The 16,645-nt window shown below is 41.5% G+C and carries 13 protein-coding genes and 1 pseudogene; 8 read left to right on the top strand and 6 right to left on the bottom strand.

Translation table 11 applies throughout. The features are described 5' to 3' along the window. Positions 1–16: 16 nt before the first annotated feature. Together ltrA and NMK36_RS20940 are read right to left on the bottom strand one after the other, a co-directional pair. Positions 17–1,815: pseudogene (gene ltrA / locus NMK36_RS20945) on the bottom strand (group II intron reverse transcriptase/maturase). A 586-nt stretch (positions 1,816–2,401) separates the two neighbouring features. Continuing rightward, positions 2,402–2,761, bottom strand: coding sequence for a glutathione S-transferase N-terminal domain-containing protein (locus tag NMK36_RS20940; RefSeq protein ID WP_254174535.1), 360 nt, complete (start codon positions 2,759–2,761; stop codon positions 2,402–2,404). 198 nt (positions 2,762–2,959) lie between these two features. On the opposite strand from NMK36_RS20940, the gene NMK36_RS20935 reads away from it, so the two are divergent. From NMK36_RS20935 to NMK36_RS20925, 3 genes are all read left to right on the top strand, one after another. Beyond that, a complete protein-coding gene (locus NMK36_RS20935) occupies positions 2,960–3,541 on the top strand; it encodes a hypothetical protein (RefSeq protein WP_254174534.1) in 582 nt (193 codons plus the stop codon). A gap of 202 nt (positions 3,542–3,743) precedes the next feature. Then, on the top strand, positions 3,744–5,675 hold the full coding sequence (locus NMK36_RS20930) for a peptidoglycan D,D-transpeptidase FtsI family protein (protein WP_254174533.1): 1,932 nt from the start codon (positions 3,744–3,746) through the stop codon (positions 5,673–5,675). Positions 5,676–6,017: 342 nt separating this feature from the next. After that, complete coding sequence (locus NMK36_RS20925; protein ID WP_254174532.1) at positions 6,018–6,965, top strand: Hpt domain-containing protein; 948 nt, start codon at positions 6,018–6,020, stop codon at positions 6,963–6,965. Between the two features lie 16 nt (positions 6,966–6,981). On the opposite strand, the gene radC is transcribed toward NMK36_RS20925, so the two are convergent. The 3 genes from radC to gcvP form a co-directional block, all read right to left on the bottom strand. Continuing rightward, the gene (gene radC / locus NMK36_RS20920) at positions 6,982–7,713 is read right to left on the bottom strand and encodes a RadC family protein (protein ID WP_072718751.1); all 732 of its coding nucleotides are present in this window, start codon (positions 7,711–7,713) and stop codon (positions 6,982–6,984) included. Between the two features lie 230 nt (positions 7,714–7,943). Then, positions 7,944–8,786 carry an MOSC domain-containing protein gene (locus NMK36_RS20915; protein WP_072718618.1) on the bottom strand — a complete coding sequence of 281 codons (843 nt, stop codon included), beginning with the start codon at positions 8,784–8,786 and terminating at the stop codon, positions 7,944–7,946. A gap of 266 nt (positions 8,787–9,052) precedes the next feature. Further along, positions 9,053–11,983 carry an aminomethyl-transferring glycine dehydrogenase gene (gene gcvP, locus NMK36_RS20910; RefSeq protein WP_438822830.1) on the bottom strand — a complete coding sequence of 977 codons (2,931 nt, stop codon included), beginning with the start codon at positions 11,981–11,983 and terminating at the stop codon, positions 9,053–9,055. 354 nt (positions 11,984–12,337) lie between these two features. Between gcvP and NMK36_RS20905 the strand changes: the two genes are divergently transcribed. From NMK36_RS20905 to NMK36_RS20890, 4 genes are all read left to right on the top strand, one after another. Continuing rightward, positions 12,338–12,724 carry a DUF2358 domain-containing protein gene (locus NMK36_RS20905; protein ID WP_072718753.1) on the top strand — a complete coding sequence of 129 codons (387 nt, stop codon included), beginning with the start codon at positions 12,338–12,340 and terminating at the stop codon, positions 12,722–12,724. A 38-nt stretch (positions 12,725–12,762) separates the two neighbouring features. Further along, positions 12,763–13,950 (top strand): TRC40/GET3/ArsA family transport-energizing ATPase, encoded by a 1,188-nt coding sequence (locus NMK36_RS20900; protein ID WP_072718619.1) that lies wholly within the window; start codon positions 12,763–12,765, stop codon positions 13,948–13,950. 222 nt (positions 13,951–14,172) lie between these two features. Next, positions 14,173–14,838, top strand: a complete 666-nt coding sequence (locus NMK36_RS20895; protein WP_245824211.1) for a Panacea domain-containing protein — start codon at positions 14,173–14,175, stop codon at positions 14,836–14,838. A gap of 2 nt (positions 14,839–14,840) precedes the next feature. After that, on the top strand, positions 14,841–15,260 hold the full coding sequence (locus NMK36_RS20890; RefSeq protein WP_072718620.1) for a hypothetical protein: 420 nt from the start codon (positions 14,841–14,843) through the stop codon (positions 15,258–15,260). A 168-nt stretch (positions 15,261–15,428) separates the two neighbouring features. On the opposite strand, the gene NMK36_RS20885 is transcribed toward NMK36_RS20890, so the two are convergent. Beyond that, on the bottom strand, positions 15,429–16,226 hold the full coding sequence (locus tag NMK36_RS20885) for an inositol monophosphatase family protein (protein WP_072718621.1): 798 nt from the start codon (positions 16,224–16,226) through the stop codon (positions 15,429–15,431). 65 nt (positions 16,227–16,291) lie between these two features. On the opposite strand from NMK36_RS20885, the gene NMK36_RS20880 reads away from it, so the two are divergent. Continuing rightward, on the top strand, positions 16,292–16,621 hold the full coding sequence (locus NMK36_RS20880) for an NAD(P)H-quinone oxidoreductase subunit M (protein ID WP_072718622.1): 330 nt from the start codon (positions 16,292–16,294) through the stop codon (positions 16,619–16,621). The last annotated feature ends 24 nt before the right edge of the window (positions 16,622–16,645 follow it).

The raw sequence follows: 16,645 nt of genomic DNA, 5'->3' as shown, positions 1-16,645 counted from the left end.
AGAAGCGTTACCACTTCTACCTCTCCTTCAGAACCGTGCGTGAGACTTTCACCTCACACGGCTCCTTGATAATTCCACCTTTGTTATAGGTACGATTCAAAACGGGTTATTGTCATGATTCTTGATTAAAGAACCGTCGTGGGCCGTTTTTATGTCGTGACAATGTTTGTGTAGAAGTTGCAGATTATCATAAGTGTCTTTTCCACCTAATGATGTTGGTTTAATATGATCAACCTCTACAATGTCTGTACTTGTGAAATACAGACCACAGTCAGGACAAATACCCTTTTGTTTCTTGATTAATTTAGAAACCCTGTTAGGAGTTTCAGGATATTTGCCTCTTCGTTTACTCCAATAAGTCCAGTTGCCATCATACGGACTAGCTTCGCTTTTAACCTTTGTATGCCTTACGATTGGCGTACTAGCGTGAGTGATTAATTCTAATCCGTCTTCTGTACTGAAACACCAATTTTTGTTGCCTACTGTTCTCCAGTATTTATCTTTATTGATGTCCCCTTTTCCCCTTGTTCTTGCCCATGTTCTCAACTTATCATAAGTTAGATGATCAACTTGTGAGAAAGTTTTTTTACTAGCAACTGTTGAGTAATAGTTTGACCACCCTTTAATTATTGGGTTTAGCTTACTAATTAAAGTAGCTTGTGGGGCGGTCGTATAAGTATCTATTACTTCAGCTATCTTGATAAGATGAGTTTTGATTTTGGTTTTTGAGGGTGTGATTATTGTTTTAAAACCTAGTGGAATTCCTTTGGAATTATTGGCACTTCTGTAGTTACCTACTTCGTGTTGTTGTATATGGAATCCTAAAAAATTAAACCCAACTTTTCCGTCAATTTCATTGAGGGTGTGGGTTATTTTTGTTTTACTGGGTTTTAATTCCAATCCCATATCACTCAACCATTCAGCGATTATCTCTTGACACTTTCTGACAACGTTTACATCCTCATGGATGATCACAAAGTCATCAGCGTAACGGATTAAACTAAGGGCATTACGGTTATTTTGTTTATGTCCTTTTAGAGTTTCTGCATATTGCTTGACTCTTTCTTCCATACCATGTAAGGCAATATTTGCAAGTAGAGGTGAAATCACCCCCCCTTGTGGTGTTCCCTCATGGGCAGGAAAAAGTTGTTTTCCGACGCAGTACCCTGCTTTGAGCCACACTTGAATTTGACGGCTTAAAGTGGGGTATGTATGTATTTTGGAGATTAACACTTGATGGTCTATACGATCAAAGCATTTTGAGATATCAGCATCAAGCACATATTTGGCTTTTTGATGGATGCTATTGAATATTGCTTCGATTGCATCGTGGCAGGAACGTCCTGGTCTGAAACCGTAACTGTTAGGTTCAAATTTAGCCTCCCATTCGGGTTCTAATGCTAGTTTGACTAACGCTTGTAATGCACGGTCGTCTATTGTGGGTATTCCCAATGGACGAGTTTCAGTTGTTCCCGGTTTGGGTATCATTACTCTACGAGTAGGTTTAACCTTACCTGTTAACTTTAATCGTCCTACAAGGCTCATCCGTTGTTTTGGGGTCAGAGATTTAACTCCGTCCACTCCTGCGGTATTTTTGCCTTGATTGTCCTGTGTTACCCGACGTACAGCGATACATTTTGCTGACCAAGACCTAATCAGGGTCTTCTGAAGTTTGCGAACTGCTTTAACATCGCCTCGTTCACTCGCTCGAAATATGCGCTTTTGCAACTTGAAAGTCACCCGTTCTAGCTTGCGCCAGTTGATGTCTTTCCACTCCACCGTCTGATTTTTGTTCAGCGTTTTAGATTTATTCATTGCTACTTGTTCTATTTCTTTGGAATTACCGAGTATCTGTCAGCATATCCCTTGCATTACCAAGGGCATTCGCTTTTGATACCATCCCTCCCCTAATTACCATTCGTTAGCTACTTACTGGTTATCGACCTTTTACCAGAGATAATTAGGGGTTACTTCGTTCCGATTACACATTTGTTTGAAGTCTTTAGCGTGATGCTATCCACCGGGTTTATTGGGCGGTGCTTATAAGTCGGATTATCAACCGCTTATGCCCTAATCCTTGCCTTTTGGCTTGGTGTTTATCAAGTTTTATCTTGAATTTAGCCCATTACACCATTTCTGTTAACGATGGTTCAAACGCATCTTTGCTTTCGCTACACATGGACTTCTTGCTCGATAGTTACCAGATTTGGCTACCAGTAGTTCTACCTTTTAACCCCGCTTTAGTCTGTTAGTTGCTACTTAAGCAGACTAGGGGTTATGCTTTCACCTCAGCACTTGAGGGATGGGACTTAATTCACAGAATTTCACCCATAAATGTAATTAGTTATCTCTAACTACCTAGGTAGCTAGGCTAACCGTCCCATAAGCTTTTTGGCTTATTTTAGGTTAAACGAATCGCACGATAATAAACAAATCGAGTCGCCGTTCCAATACTTTCATCTAACCAATCTTCTAATAGCGCAGCTTGGGTCTGTTGCTGAAGATCACTGAGAAATAAAGGAGGTTGAGGATAATGGTGTTCTAAATACTTAAAAATTTGAGTAGAATCTGCAATAGCCTGGGGTTGACCCTCTAATTGAGGCAATAAAACGGGAACCGTTGTCAGTCCCGTTAAAGGTTTTAGTTTGAGAGTATGAAGGCCAGGGGTGAGATTTTCCACTTGATAAGAAATCCCTTTGTAGCCCAAGGCTAAACGAGCCTTCCGACAGTAATGGGATGTACTAAACTGCAACAGGAGCATAAAAAAATAAAACTGATCAACGATTAATAGGGGAAACTGCAATTTAACAATATTTTGGGGTTTTTTCGTGATTAGATAGTTACTAAGTCAGTTTAAAAATAAAAGGTTAGAGGGTTCTGTTGGACATAATTCCTACCGAGCCTGACCCCTGTTTCCATTGCCCCACACTGAAAGCTGAAGTCAAGGTAGGTAAATTGTATGGCTGTTGCGTTTAAATCCACTTCTTCTCCTCAACGCAGACCTTCTCGTCCCGTTCATCTTCCTTCCACTCAAAATAAAGTTGTTTCCTTTGACCAAGCTCGGAAAAAACGGGTGACAACTCGCGTAACAAATTCTGCACCGTTGGTTGAGCCTATGTCTCCCCCACCCACACCAACCGTCGTCAAAGTGTTGCCCAAGCCGAAGCCACAACCCTTATGGTTAAGCTCTATGATTGCTTTACAACGGGCTTCATCTGTTGTCACATCTTTAATTATTGGCTCAACTTTAACGGTTTATGGTTTAACGGTTTATGGGGAGTCGAGTTGGACACAAGAATATCCGAGATTAGAACAATTGCGTGCTACCGAACAACAACTCCAAGCCGCTCAAGAAGTCTTAAAAAATGAAATAGCCATCCAAGCTGATCAACCAACAACAGGGCTTGTCATTCCCCAACCCGGTGATATGATCTACGTTGAACCCGCAGCCCCCCGTCCCGAACTATCTCCCGCCACCACTCCCCCCTCAGAACTCCAGCCTTCTGCTAACTCATTCGTCAACAAACCTTTAGGATATTAAGGTTAACCATTAACACAAAACCCATAACCAAATTCATCTCTTTCTCCCCCCCTCCTCCCCCCTAGTCCCCCTATCCCCCTGTCCCCTAGTCCCCTAGTCCCCTTGTCCCCCAGTCCCCCCGTCCCCAGTCCCCCAGTCCCCCCGTCCCCAGTCCCCCAGTCCCCCAGTCCCCCAGTCCCCCCGTCCCCTTGCCTACGACTCTATGGCTTCTTCAGACTACTCCTCAAGTTCCCGTTCTCAACGACGTGTTTCTTCTCCTGCTCAACCGGGGGGGAATAAATCAGCTATGGGGCGGAAAAAAACCACCGTTGGGGGTCAACGGCGAAAGTCTACATCACGGAATACCGTGACCGTTGCGCCATCAATGGTGTCTCCAAAGCGAGGGAGAACCTCCAAACCCTATCCTCGGCAGTGCGATCGCAACCGTTTAATATTAGTTTGGTTCATTATATTAGGTGGAATTTTCGGCCTAGCCCTTAATTTATTTCGTTTACAAATTGGTCAAGACTCTTCCTTTCTCAGAGAAAAAGCCAAAGCACAACAAGAACAACGAATTTTACCTTTTGTTCCTCGCCGTCCCATTACGGATAAAAACGGAAATATTCTGGCTTTAGATCAGCGAGTTTATACCCTTTATGCTCATCCCAAACTCTTTAAACAATCTCCAACGGAAATTGCTGAAAAGTTAGCTCCTGTGTTGGTCAGAGAAGATTTAACAACGCCCAATGCTAACGAACTTGTTCAACTGTTTAGTACCTCACCGAGTGGAATTAAAGTTGCAGATTTTATTCCAGAAGAAGTCTCAAACCGCATTCAAAATTTAGGGTTTGATGGATTAGAATTGCTGGAAAATCGTCAACGACTTTATCCTCAACAGGATATTACCGCCGATGTCGTGGGTTATGTCAATCCAGAAGGAAAAGGTCAAGCCGGAATTGAATACAGTCAGGAAAGTTTATTAGAACGTGTCATGCCCTCCTTATCCTTTCAACGGGCTGCAAATGGAGCTTGGGTTCCTGAACAAATTGCGACCGGATTTATTCCCGTTGATGATTTACAATTACGGCTAACCATTGACACTTCTTTACAACGAATTGCGCGTAAAGCACTGCAAAAAAACGTTCAAGAATATAAAGCCAAACGGGGAACAGTCATTGTCATGGATGCCCGCGATGGCTCAGTATTAACCCTTGTAAATGAACCCTCTTATAACCCCAATCAATATTATAAATTTGACTTAGAACGCTTTAAAAATTGGGCTTTAACAGACCTTTATGAACCCGGTTCAACCTTTAAACCGATTAACGTTGCCTTAGCTTTAGAAGCAGGAGTGATTCAACCCGATACGGTGGTTAATGATGAAGGGAATATTCAAGTCGGAGGCTGGCCAATTCAAAATGCTGACGGTTCTGCTAGAGGGGCCATTAATATTACCGATGTGGTGAAATATTCTAGCAACGTCGGTATGGTTAGGATTATGCAACGCCTGGAGCCAGAGGTGTTTTATGAAGGCTTAAAACGATTAGGTTTAGGAACAACTCTAGGAATTGATTTACCCTTTGCTGCCTCTAGTACCCTAAAAACAAAAGAACAATTTGTCTCCGCCTCCATTGAACCCGCAACAACCGCTTTTGGTCAAGGTTTTTCTATTACTCCGATTCAGTTAGCTCAACTTCATAGTGTTTTAGCCAATGGCGGTAAATTGGTAACTCCCCACGTTGTTCAAGGGTTATATAACAGTAAAGGTCAACTGTATTGGAAACTTCCCCTTCCTGAACCTAAACAAGTGTTTTCTGATAAAACCACCAATGCTGTTTTAAAAATGATGGAAAGTGTGGTTAAAGAAGGCGGAACCGGGACAAGAGCCGCAATTGAAGGCTATCGAATTGGGGGAAAAACCGGGACGGCTCAAAAAGCATCTCCCGATGGTGGTTATTCCTCTAATGCTTTAATTACCAGTTTTGTTGGGATTTTAAGTGTTGACCATCCTCGTTATGTGGTTGTCGCGGTGGTGGATGAACCCCTCGAAGGTCGCGCCGGAGGAATTGTTGCCGCACCCATTGTTAAATCGGTGATGGAAGGGTTAATTCATTTGGAAAAAGTTCCACCCTCTGAAATTCCCTCAGATTCTTAGAAGAGGGGACAAGGGGACAAGGGGAGAGGGAGAGAGGGATAAGGGGACAAGGGGAGAGGGATAAGGGGATAAGGGGATAAGGGGAGTGTCCTGGTCTTTGGTTGCTAACAGTCAACTGTCAAGAATCAATACCCTTCTGGTTCTGAGTTCGTGGATGAATATAGAAGAAAAAAATCTTAGCTGAGGAAGAAAAGGGATAATCTTGGGTTAAATTAAGATCCAGGAGTGAGTTGCCACTGGGTGAAATCTGTCTTTACCCAGCCATCAAAAACTCAGGGCGAGGCGACACGACTCAATGAAAACACGCTCTGTTTCAACTGATAAGGGTTTAGGAGGGCTGCTGTGCCAACAAACCAAGACCAAAAGATCTTTGCTATCTTCATGGAAGAAGCTGAGGAGCGTCTTGAAACCCTGCAAACGGGGCTAACAGAGCTACCTGCAATTATGGCTGATGCAGACCGGGAGGGTGTAACGGCCATCTATCGGGCTGCCCACTCCATTAAAGGAGCCGCCGCGATGTTGATGGACAAGATGCCCAGTCTCACCAGCATTAATAAGGTGTCCAAGCGCTTAGAAGATTGTTTTAAGATGGTGAAGGACACGCCACTTAAAATTGATGCCACAACCCAAACCCTCTATACTAAAGGGTTTGAAGTGCTGAAAAATTTAATTGATCGCGCAGCAAGTCCAGCAGGGCTTTCCGAAGAAATGGGGGAGAAAATTCTACAAGCGTCCCTTCCCCTTTATGATAAGTTGGAAAATAACTTAAAAGGCTTGATGAGTGGTAAAGCATCCCCAGCAACAGCCCCAGCAGCACCCGCGACCGGAACACCTGGGGTTGCTAATGCTGTTAATCAAGTCATGACGGTTCTTAAACCGATGTTGCAGGGATTTAAACAAGCAGAATCCCCAGAATCTCGTAAACAATTGGCGGGTTTGTGCGCTCGATTAACGAAAATTGGAGTCGGAATTGAACCTTGGCAAACCTTAGTTAAAACGGCTCATGGTGCGATCGCTAATCCTAAAAATTCTTTTAAAGTTTTAGCGAATCCCATTATTAACGAGTTAAAGCAAGGAGCCGAACTCTTACAAGCTGGAAAAGCAAACACAATTGCTCCGAGTGCAGCGTTATCAACCTTAGGGGGAGCTAAAGCAACCGCTAAACCTGCCTCTGGAGAAATTACAATTCCGGCTGATCCGAAAGAGGTGGTTAAAGTTCTCTTGAAAACGTTTAATAAACAACAATTACAAGCGATCGCTCAATTGTTAATTAAACACGTTAAATCTTAAAAAGCACTCTTTTAGACTATTCCATTTGGGGATATTCTTCCCATAAGGAAGTTGTAGAGCGCAAACTTAAATAATTACCATTTCCTAAAATAAGATGGTCTAAAAGTGGAATGGATAAAAATTGCGCTCCTTGCAAGAGTTGACGAGTTAAATTAATATCTTCTGCACTGGGTTCTACATTCCCCGATGGATGATTATGAGCCAAAATTGCCCGTGTTGCGCCACTTTTGAGCACTTCTCGAAAAATATCACGGGGATGGGCGATGGTTTCCGTTGCACTACCAATGGTAATCACTTGAGTTCCTAAAAGGCGATGTTTGACATCTAACAACAACACCGCAAATCGTTCCTGGGGTTGCCACATTAAATCATGACTTAACGCATCCGCCGCCGCTTGGGGAGTCTCAATGATAGCTAAATCGGGCGGTTTAGACTGAAAAACTCGCTTTCCTAACTCCACCGCCGCTAAAATAGTGGTGGCTTTGGCTGTCCCGATGCCATGAATTTGAGTTAATTCGTGAACCCCAATATCTCGCAATACCGACAAGGGATCTCGCTGATGCTGACTTAACTGGTTTAACACATATTGTCCTAAACCCACCGCAGATAATTTTCCTTTTCCCTGACCCGTTCCCAACAGAATTGCAATCAATTCAGCCGTTGCTAAATTTCTGGAGCCAATGGCCATTAGTCGTTCACGGGGACGCTCATCACTGGGCAAATCAGCAATTCTGAGGCTATAGGTCATTTGGGCAGCACCCCACCAACGCAAAATGTATGGTATTAAATATTACTAAATTTTTTCCATAAGTTCAAGGTGAATCCACCTTAAAATTCCCTACTTTAAGCCTTTTTTTTCAAATAAGTCTCCGCAATTCTAACTCGCGCTTGTAACAAAAGTGAAGTGTCCAATACCAACAAGGCGGAACGCTTTTGGGGTGGGTCTTCTGACTGCTATTATTGATCAAAGTGAAAGCTTCAAAGGATTTCGACGACCTCAACAGAATCACCGACTTGAATTGTCCCGGTATTTCGAGGAATCATATTAAAACCAAACATGACTCCGCGCGGCTGTTGTCGAAAGGTTGCTAAGGTTTTCAACGGTTCTTTTAATTCATTGCGTTCCCCACTTTTTTGATTGGTTGTTGTCACAATACAACGGCTACAAGGTTTGACTAAATCAAAATAAACCTCTCCAATTAAAATTGTTTTCCAATTATCTTCAATAAAGGGTTGATTGGTATCGATCACAATATTAGGTCTAAATCGATTCATGGGAATTTCTTGTGATGATGTTGAATAGGTTTCTTTGAGTTTCCGATTCAATTCTGCTAAAGAAGCCGTATTCGTTAATAAACAAGGATAACCATCGGCAAAACTGACCTGATTATTAGGATTAACGGCATAATTTGGATCAACAGGTCGGATAAAATCAGGAGATTGTCGCATTAATCGAAAATAAGGTTGTTCATCTTGTTTTAAAGCATTTTGTAGCCAATCTGCAACGGCATCTCCTTGATCAATTGCAACGGTTTGATCCCGCCAAACTTGTACCGTTTTGGAGGTTCCTGTTAATGTCGGTTGCAGTTTAAACGGTTCAATTTCTTGATTGTCAACGGACAATTCAATCTCATTCTCTAATTGTTGAACTCGAATTTTAGTTAATTGGGGATAAGTTCTCTGGGTAACAAACTGACCGGATTCATCAACCCACATAAATTCTCGATCCCCTGCTAACCCCTTCAGCGTAACTTCAGCTTGGTTCAAAGGAATTTTGCCACAGGATTTAATCGGATAGATAAAAAGTTCAACCAGATTCATCAATGAGATCTCCATAATAATCTAATCGCTATTTTAGGACTAACTCATCTATCATTCAAGAGACTATATAGTACAACTTTTTGATTCCAAAATTATTGTAAGGGCGAGGTTACCTCGCCCCTACCTTGAAATCGCAGTATTTGGGGGATTAATAAATGGAATATTATTTTTTTTAAAAGCGAATAGGAAACCAAAAAATATTACTATTTTATGTTCCCTATTCTAAGCTTACTGTTCCCTGTTCCCTATTCCCTTGAAATGAGCTTTTATTGATAAGCGTCCATTGGCAAACAAGAACAAACAAAATTGCGATCGCCAAAAGCATTATCAATACGTCCCACAGACGGCCAGAATTTATGTTCTTTTGTCCAGGGTGCAGGATAGGCTGCTTGTTCACGGGAATAGGGATGATTCCATTCACCACAAATTAACGATGCTGCGGTATGGGGAGCATTTTTTAAAACGTTATTTGTGGTATCCATAACCCCGGATTCAATTTCAGAAATCTCCGCACGAATAGCAATCATGGCATCACAAAATCGATCTAATTCTGCTTTAGATTCGCTTTCAGTAGGTTCTACCATCATCGTTCCTGCCACAGGCCAAGAAACCGTTGGCGCATGAAATCCATAATCCATTAAACGCTTGGCAATATCATCAACTTCAATGGCTGCGGATTTCTTCACAGAACGCAAATCTAAAATACATTCATGGGCAACAAATCCATGATTTCCTTTGTACAAAATTGGGTAATATTCATCTAAACGACGGGCAATATAATTAGCATTTAAAATTGCCACTTTTGTCGCTTCTGTTAATCCTTTTGCCCCCATCATGGCAATATACATCCAAGAAATCACCAGAATACTCGCACTCCCCCAAGGCGCGGCGGAAACAGCCCCAATGCGATCATTTCCTTCTAATTCCACCACCGCATGACCAGGGAGGAAGGGAACCAAATGAGATGCAACCCCAATTGGCCCCATCCCTGGCCCACCGCCCCCATGAGGAATACAGAAGGTTTTATGTAGGTTCAGGTGACACACATCCGCCCCAAAATCCCCTGGACGACATAACCCGACTTGGGCGTTCATATTTGCCCCATCCATATAAACTTGTCCGCCATTAGCATGAATGATATTACAAATCTCTTGAATTCCGGTTTCAAATACCCCGTGAGTTGAGGGATAAGTTATCATTAATGCTGCTAAATTATCTCGATGTTTTTCAGCTTTTGCTTGCAAGTCAGCAATATCAATATTGCCTTGGTCATCACACACAACCGGAACAACTTTAAACCCACACATCACAGCACTCGCAGGGTTTGTTCCATGAGCAGATTCAGGAATTAAACAAATATTCCGGTGAAGTTCCCCTCGATTTTCATGATATTGACGAATTACTAATAATCCGGCATATTCTCCTTGAGAACCTGCATTCGGTTGTAATGAAATCCCTGCAAATCCTGTAATTTCAGCCAACCAATTTTCTAACTGTTCAAACAGAATTTGATAACCTTGGGTTTGGGATTTTGGGGCGAAAGGATGGAGTTTTCCAAATTCTGGCCAAGTCACCGGAATCATTTCGGCGGTTGCGTTTAATTTCATCGTACAGGAACCTAAAGGAATCATCGAGGTATTTAACGATAAATCCTTGGTTTCCAAGCGATGAATATAGCGTAAAAGTTCCGTTTCTGAATGGTAACTGTTAAAAACCGGATGGGTTAAATAGGCAGATTTACGAGTAAAAGGGGTAAGATTATCTGAGGCTTTTAATACCTCTTCAACGTTAAAAGGTAACTCAGATCCCCGAAAGATTGACCACAAATCAATCACATCTTGAATAGTTGTGGTTTCATCTAAACTAATCCCAACAGTTTGCTCATCAATCACTCGCAGATTAATTTCTTTAGCTTCGGCTGCTGACAGAATTTCCGTTAAAGATTTTCCCCCTAATTCTACTTTTATTGTATCAAAAAAGGGTTCTGTTCCCATTGAATAGCCTAAACGTTTTAACCCTTCTGCTAAGGTTAAGGTTAACTGATGAATATTTTGGGCAATTTGTTGAAGTCCAGACGGCCCATGATAGACTGCATATAAACTTGCAATCACCGCTAATAAAACTTGGGCCGTACAAATATTACTGGTGGCTTTATCACGGCGAATATGTTGTTCACGGGTTTGTAAAGCTAACCGTAACGCCGGGTTTCCTTGGGAATCTTTAGAAACACCGACCATCCGCCCTGGAACGTTGCGTTTATACGTTTCTTTCGTGGCAAAATAAGCCGCATGGGGGCCACCATAACCCAAGGGAACCCCTAACCGTTGGGTACTTCCGACTGCAATATCTGCTCCGAATTCCCCAGGTGGAGTTAACAGCGTTAAACTTAAAATATCCGCCGCCACTGTAACTAAAGCATTGTGTTGATGGGCGGTTTCAATAAAATTACGATAGTCATAAATTGACCCATCACTCGCTGGATATTGCAGTAAACATCCAAAAATAGGAGTATTAAAATCAAACGTGCGGTGATCTCCAATAATAATATCAATGCCTAATGGAATTGCACGGGTTTTGACGACATCAAGGGTTTGAGGATGGCAATCTTTTGAGACAAAAAATCCGTTAGCTTTGCTTTTAGAAACGGCATAACTCAAACTCATGGCTTCCGCAGCCGCCGTTCCTTCATCTAATAAAGAAGCGTTAGCAATTTCTAATCCGGTTAAGTCAATAATCAGGGTTTGAAAGTTTAGTAAAGCTTCTAAACGACCTTGGGCAATTTCCGCTTGATAGGGAGTATAAGCCGTATACCAACCGGGATTCTCTAATATATTGCGTTGAATCACACCCGGAGTGATACAATCAGAATAACCCATACCGATAAAAGAACGATAAACTTTATTTTGAGAAGCGATCGCTTTTAATTGATTCAGGGCTGCATATTCACTGAAAGCTTCGGGTAATTTTAAGCTTTGATTGAGGCGAATCGTTGAGGGAATCGTTTGATCAATTAAATCCTCTAAACTAGAAACCCCCAATAATTCTAACATTTGTTGAATTTCATCAGCATTGGGGCCTAAATGCCGTTGAACAAATCCCTCTTGTCCCGTAGTTTGTGGATATTTTCCGTTATCCGTAGCAGCAGAAGATGACATCGTTTCAGTCTGGGTGTTTGCTGGGGAAGTAATCTCTAACATGAAACTCCGAATGAGGGTTGACGGTTAATAAACAACCAGATATGAGGGTTGATACCCGGTGGAAAAATTCTGTAAACCTTTGATACAATCAGATTCTCGGGTTCAGCTTGAACCGAATCTCAATTAACAACTGTTTACATTATCTTAAAAATAGTTTACCAAAAGTTGAGATAGGGTGTAGCGAAATCGTGACTTGTATCGCACCTCACCTCTAGGAAGGTTAACGGTTAGCCCGTAATAGGTTGTCATAATTTACAACTGACCTAAAACAGCCAGAAGTATTATCTGGTATTCCCTATTCGTAATTCGTAATTCGTAATTCGTAATTCCCTATTCCCTGTTCCCTTTAAGATGATGAATATTATTGAAATTCTCAAACAAGATTATCAACAATTTCCCGATAACCAAAGTTATCAGATTTATGCGGATAACGTTTATTTTAAAGACCCCATGAATCAATTTAATGGGTTAGAACGCTATCAACAAATGATGGGATTTATGAAAACTTGGTTTTGGGATATTCAACTGGATTTACATAGTATTACTCAAACTGAGAATTTAATAGAAACCCGTTGGACACTGAGTTGGACAACTCCCCTCCCCTGGAAACCCAGAATTTCTATCCCTGGACGGAGTGAACTCAAATTAAACCCCAATAACCTGATTGAAAGCCATATCGACTATTGGGACTGTTCGCGCTTGGACGTAGTGAAACAGCTATTCTTGCTAAAAACCCGCTAAAGTTAAAGAATGTAAACAAATTTTAAGCTTAAAATCGTATGCGCGTAATCTTAATGACGGGTAAAGGTGGCGTAGGTAAAACCTCCGTTGCGGCTGCAACAGGGTTGCGCTGTGCGGAGTTGGGGCATAAAACCCTGGTGTTGAGTACCGACCCCGCCCACTCCCTCGCCGATAGCTTTGATATGGAGTTAGGACACGAACCCCGTCAAGTCCGACCCAACCTTTGGGGGGCTGAACTGGACGCTTTAATGGAACTCGAAGGCAATTGGGGGGCGGTGAAACGCTATATTAGTCAAGTATTACAGGCGCGAGGACTCGATGGAGTACAGGCGGAAGAATTAGCCATTTTACCGGGGATGGATGAAATTTTCGGTTTGGTGCGGATGAAGCGCCATTATGACGAGGGAGATTTTGAGATCTTAATTATTGATTCTGCCCCAACGGGAACGGCGTTGAGATTGTTAAGTTTACCGGAAGTGGGCGGTTGGTATATGAGAAAATTTTACAAACCGTTACAAGGAATGTCGGTGGCGTTGCGTCCTCTGTTTGAACCGATTTTTAAACCGTTAACGGGGTTTTCCTTACCCGATAAAGAAGTCATGGACGCCCCTTATGAATTTTATGAAAAAATTGAAGCCTTAGAAAAGGTGTTAACCGATAATATGCAAACCTCAGTGCGTTTAGTAACGAACCCTGAAAAAATGGTAATTAAGGAATCTTTACGCGCCCATGCCTATTTAAGTTTGTATAATGTTTCGACAGATTTAGTCATTGCAAATCGAATTATTCCTGAAGAAGTCACCGATCCCTTTTTCAAAAAATGGAAAGAAAATCAACAACAATATCGTCAAGAAATTCATGATAATTTTACCCCCTTACCTGTTAAGGAAGTTCCCTTATTTTCTCAGGAGTTATGTGGATTTGAAGCGTTAGAACGGTTAAAAGAGACGTTATATGCAGATGAAGATCCCAGCCAAGTTTATTATAAAGAAAATACTGTTCGAGTCGTGGAGGATAAAAATCAATATACCTTAGAATTGTATTTACCCGGAATTCCCAAAGAACAAATTCAACTGAATAAAACGGGGGATGAACTTAATATTAGAATTGGTAATCATCGCCGGAATTTAGTGTTACCCCAAACCTTGGCTATGTTGCAACCTTCTGGGGCAAAAATGGAAGATGATTATTTGAGAATTCGGTTTTCGGATGGGGTGAAAGCGTAAATTTTAGGAATCCTGTTTCTTAGATAATCAGTAGGTGGACGCAATTATGCGTAAAAGGTAAAACGCTATAAATTTCTCTGTCTAAGGAATTGATGTTTACAGGTTTAACCTTTATTCGTGACCACCTACTGACCTTTGCCAAATCAAAATGAGATATCATAGAAAATAGGGTATCCTAAAATTAAACTACAACTTTAATAGATTAGATATTAAAACTGGCTTATGATTTCTGAATTTCCAGAACACCTAGAGGAAGAAAAACCAGAGTTAACCGAACCGATTGTTAAACCTCATAGACAATCTAATCCCCCATCGTTAACCGAAACTTACATACGATCTAATCGCTCATGGTTAACCGAAACTTATATACGCTCTAATCGCCTATCTCCTTCTAACGTGATTGTTGACGAGGATCTTGAACTAGATGCTAGAAAAGGATTGTCTGAAACTGAAGCATCTAATGCTTTAGATATAGCTAAATACTTGATTACCCTGGCTTCTCCTGAAGAAGAAGATTTAATGACTAATCTAAGACTTCAGAAATTGCTTTACTATGCTCAAGGTTTTCATTTAGCTCTATTTGGGAAACGCCTATTTTCTGAAAAAATAGAAGCTTGGCAATATGGGCCTGTTGTGCCTGATGTTTACCGAATATACAAGCAATATGGATCAAATCCTCTTCCACAGCCTGACGATTTTAATATAGATCAATATAGTCAAGAAACACAAGAATTACTAGATGAAGTTTATGAAGTCTATGGACAATATACGGCTCCAATACTCAAGCGTTTTACTGATCAAGAACCCCCCTATAAAGAAACTGATGTTAATGAAGAGATAGCCCTTGATTTGATGAAGGCATATTTTGAGACTCAAGTGGTGAAGTAGTCATGGCAAAGATGAAGGGTAAAGACCCTAAAAAAGGAAAACGTATTGCTCCACCTCCACCTTTGCCAAGTACCCCAAATTACGATTTAGAACCTCCTGTTTTCTGTTTGCGATATCTTGATAAAACACACGGCTTAGATAGTTGTGATCAAGATGAAAAAGCAGCTTTGGTATCTACATTTTACAAACTCAGTCAGTTATCTTGGAGGGAACTTCGTCGCGCACCTCGTCATGGACTTGGGTATGAAATCATTGATCGTAAGAGTTTTCGTGTTACTATTCCCAAACATATTACAGAAGATGTAAATCTGATCGCATTCCGATTTAGTGGTTTAAAACCAATGGTCGGTTATAGGGATGAAGCAATTTTTCGGATTATATGGCTAGATAAATCTTTTAAAGTGTACGATCACGGAAGTTAAGGAATAGAAATCTTTTCTTAACTCTACAAATTGCCAGGAAAAAAGTCTCAGTTGATAGATTTTTAGGAATAACGAAAATGGAAGACGATTATTTAAAAATTAAGTTTGCGTCTGAGGTAAAAGTTTAACGAGATCAGGTGCGTGCGCGATCGCTTACGCACCCTACTTTTATGTTTTTTTAATAAAGGGTTCAAAAACAGATACTAATTCCGGTTGACTCACCACTAATGTTGGATAGGATTGAGTGCCATAATTTCGTCCAATTTCTAAGGGAAAAGGTTCGGGAGACAGAGGACACCAAACCGCCCCTGCTGCTTTAACAATGACCCAACTTCCGGCGATATCCCAAATTTTAGGAGTGGCTTCAACTCCCCCTAAAGTTGCACCTGCGGCGACAGTGAGGAAGTTATAAGCCGCCATGCCTAACATCCGAATTTTACACGGAATTTGAGGAGCGATCGCAATACTTCGAGAACAGAGGTTAAAAAAGTGATTAGAACTTAACGCATCGGAACTGGCGTGAATGGGTTGACCATTTAAAAATGCTCCTTGGGTGCCTGTTAAACTTGATGAGCCGAACCAAAACCCGTGAAAGGTTTGGTTTAAAGGAGGTAAATGAATCAAACCAAAAACCGGATTTCCTTGATACAGTAATCCTAAAGAAACCCCCCAAATGGGAATCCCTCTGGCGAAATTCGTTGTCCCATCTAAAGGATCAATCACCCAACACCAGTCTGTATTCGGAAAAATATGTTCCGCTTCTTCACTGAGAACCCCGTGTTCGGGAAATGTGGTGGCGATACGGGTGCGAATTTCAAGATCGGCCCATTGGTCAGACCGGGTGACTAAACTCCCATCGGCTTTTTCATCAGCTTGGACTGTGCCAAAATCGAGGATTAACTGTTGTCCAACATCGTTAGCCGTTGTTGTTGCAAAGTTCAAAATTTGATTCCAGAAATTACTCATGATTTCCTAAAGTAATGTCAAAATAAAAAACAATCCAGATAAAAACTATTTCAGTTAAACCGCTTATGCTGTTGAAATCGACCACTCGCCATATCCATATTTATACGGCGGAAATTCAGAATGAAGAGTTAGTGGACAGCGAACAAGTCCTCACCTTGGATGTTGATCCCGACAATGAATTTAACTGGAATGAGAAAGCTTTGCAACAAGTCTATCGGAAATTTGACGAGTTAGTCGAAACGTTCAATGGCGAAGACCTCACCGAATATAATTTACGTCGGATTGGATCAGATTTAGAGCATTTGGTGCGATCACTGATCCAAGCGGGTGAAATTAGCTATAACCTCAACTCGCGTACTGTGAACTATAGTATGGGATTACCTAGGGTTCAGTAGTGAATGTGGGGTGGAGGGTGTAGG

The organism is Planktothrix pseudagardhii (genome assembly GCF_904830925.1).
In the GTDB taxonomy this organism is placed as follows: domain Bacteria; phylum Cyanobacteriota; class Cyanobacteriia; order Cyanobacteriales; family Microcoleaceae; genus Planktothrix; species Planktothrix tepida.
The sequence above is the reverse complement of the archived record's forward strand: the minus strand, read 5'-3'. Positions and strand labels throughout refer to the sequence as shown.

Bases quoted from the DNA above. Each gene is read 5' to 3' on its own strand.
- NMK36_RS20880 (WP_072718622.1), top strand. From the start codon at position 16,292: ATGCTGTTGAAATCGACCACTCGCCATATCCATATTTATACGGCGGAA.
- NMK36_RS20930 (WP_254174533.1), top strand. From the start codon at position 3,744: ATGGCTTCTTCAGACTACTCCTCAAGTTCCCGTTCTCAACGACGTGTT.
- NMK36_RS20885 (WP_072718621.1), bottom strand. From the start codon at position 16,226: ATGAGTAATTTCTGGAATCAAATTTTGAACTTTGCAACAACAACGGCT.
- gcvP (WP_438822830.1), bottom strand. From the start codon at position 11,983: ATGTTAGAGATTACTTCCCCAGCAAACACCCAGACTGAAACGATGTCA.
- radC (WP_072718751.1), bottom strand. From the start codon at position 7,713: ATGACCTATAGCCTCAGAATTGCTGATTTGCCCAGTGATGAGCGTCCC.
- NMK36_RS20900 (WP_072718619.1), top strand. From the start codon at position 12,763: ATGCGCGTAATCTTAATGACGGGTAAAGGTGGCGTAGGTAAAACCTCC.
- NMK36_RS20915 (WP_072718618.1), bottom strand. From the start codon at position 8,786: ATGAATCTGGTTGAACTTTTTATCTATCCGATTAAATCCTGTGGCAAA.
- NMK36_RS20940 (WP_254174535.1), bottom strand. From the start codon at position 2,761: ATGCTCCTGTTGCAGTTTAGTACATCCCATTACTGTCGGAAGGCTCGT.
- NMK36_RS20905 (WP_072718753.1), top strand. From the start codon at position 12,338: ATGAATATTATTGAAATTCTCAAACAAGATTATCAACAATTTCCCGAT.
- NMK36_RS20935 (WP_254174534.1), top strand. From the start codon at position 2,960: ATGGCTGTTGCGTTTAAATCCACTTCTTCTCCTCAACGCAGACCTTCT.
- NMK36_RS20890 (WP_072718620.1), top strand. From the start codon at position 14,841: ATGGCAAAGATGAAGGGTAAAGACCCTAAAAAAGGAAAACGTATTGCT.
- NMK36_RS20895 (WP_245824211.1), top strand. From the start codon at position 14,173: ATGATTTCTGAATTTCCAGAACACCTAGAGGAAGAAAAACCAGAGTTA.